Here is a 2,009-nt window from a genome sequence, read left to right as displayed (position 1 = left end):
ATTGTCCGGCGGCGTCCTACTCTCCCACACCGTCCCCGGTGCAGTACCATCGGCGCTGACAGGCTTAACTTCCGGGTTCGGAATGTAACCGGGTGTTTCCCTGCCGCTATAACCGCCGTAACCCCACGAAACACACAACCAACCGGTTGCTGTCTCTGAGATCACATAGTGAACGCGAGCATAATATGGTCAAGTCCTCGGCCTATTAGTACCGGTCAGCTCCACACATTACTGCGCTTCCACTTCCGGCCTATCAACCCCATCATCTCTAGGGGGCCTTACCCACACAAGGTGGTGGGAGACCTCATCTTGAGGCGAGCTTCCCGCTTAGATGCTTTCAGCGGTTATCCCTACCGAACGTAGCCAACCAGCCGTGCTCCTGGCGGAACAACTGGCACACCAGAGGTTCGTCCGTCCCGGTCCTCTCGTACTAGGGACAGCCCCTCGCAAGTCTCCTGCGCGCGCAGCGGATAGGGACCGAACTGTCTCGCGACGTTCTAAACCCAGCTCGCGTACCGCTTTAATGGGCGAACAGCCCAACCCTTGGGACCTACTCCAGCCCCAGGATGCGACGAGCCGACATCGAGGTGCCAAACCATCCCGTCGATATGGACTCTTGGGGAAGATCAGCCTGTTATCCCCGGGGTACCTTTTAGCCGTTGAGCGACACCGCTTCCACACGCCGATGCCGGATCACTAGTCCCAGCTTTCGCTCCTGCTCGACCCGTCAGTCTCACAGTCAAGCTCCCTTGTGCACTTACACTCGACACCTGATTGCCAACCAGGCTGAGGGAACCTTTGGGCGCCTCCGTTACCTTTTAGGAGGCAACCGCCCCAGTTAAACTACCCACCAGACACTGTCCCCCACCCGGATACACGGGCGCGGGTTAGACGTCCAAAACGACCAGAGTGGTATTTCACCAATGACTCCACGATGACTAGCGTCACCGCTTCCCAGTCTCCCACCTATCCTACACAAGACGCTCCAAACGCCAATGTCAAGCTGTAGTGAAGGTCCCGGGGTCTTTCCGTCCTGCTGCGCGAAACGAGCATCTTTACTCGTACTGCAATTTCACCGGGCCTGTGGTTGAGACAGCGGGGAAGTCGTTACGCCATTCGTGCAGGTCGGAACTTACCCGACAAGGAATTTCGCTACCTTAGGATGGTTATAGTTACCACCGCCGTTTACCGGCGCTTAAGTTCTCACCTTCGCCGTCCAAAGACGGCTAAGCGGTCCCCTTAACGTTCCGGCACCGGGCAGGCGTCAGTCCGTATACATCGTCTTACGACTTCGCACGGACCTGTGTTTTTAGTAAACAGTCGCTTCCCCCTGGCCACTGCGACCCCCACCAGCTTCGAACGCAAAATCCTACACCAGCAGAGGTCCCCCTTCTCCCGAAGTTACGGGGGCAATTTGCCGAGTTCCTTAACCACAGTTCACCCGACCGCCTTGGTATTCTCTACCTGACCACCTGAGTCGGTTTAGGGTACGGGCCGCCGCGACACTCACTAGAGGCTTTTCTCGGCAGCATAGGATCACCCACTTCGCCACAATCGGCTCGGCATCACACCTCAGGCTTAAGTGCTGCGGATTTGCCTACAGCACGCCCTACATGCTTACCCCGGGACAACCACCGCCCGGGCTGGGCTACCTTCCTGCGTCACCCCATCGCTTACCTACTACCAGATCAGGCCAGGCGTTCACCCTGACGCCGGCTCCGAAGAGCCAACCGGGCTAAGGACCCTTAGTATCACTGGATTCGATATGGGCGCATCACAGCGGGTACGGGAATATCAACCCGTTGTCCATCGACTACGCCTGTCGGCCTCGCCTTAGGTCCCGACTTACCCTGGGCGGACGAACCTGCCCCAGGAACCCTTGGTCATCCGGCGCAGAAGATTCTCACTTCTGACTCGCTACTCATGCCTGCATTCTCACTCGCACGACCTCCACCACACGATCACTCGGCGGCTTCACCGGCTCGCACGACGCTCCCCTACCCACCACC

The 2,009-nt window shown here is 58.2% G+C and carries 2 rRNA genes; both read right to left on the bottom strand.

Annotated features, from left to right (window positions below):
* Positions 1 to 3: 3 nt before the first annotated feature.
* Positions 4 to 120: ribosomal RNA gene (gene rrf, locus FLX08_RS39710) — 5S ribosomal RNA — on the bottom strand.
* Positions 121 to 185: 65 nt separating this feature from the next.
* A 23S ribosomal RNA gene (locus FLX08_RS39705) occupies positions 186 to 2,009 on the bottom strand; the annotation flags it as partial.

Source organism: Microbispora hainanensis, from assembly GCF_006874475.1.
Classification (GTDB): Bacteria; Actinomycetota; Actinomycetes; order Streptosporangiales; family Streptosporangiaceae; genus Microbispora; species Microbispora hainanensis.
Note: the sequence above shows the minus strand (reverse complement) of the source record. Positions and strands in the feature narration are given on the sequence as shown.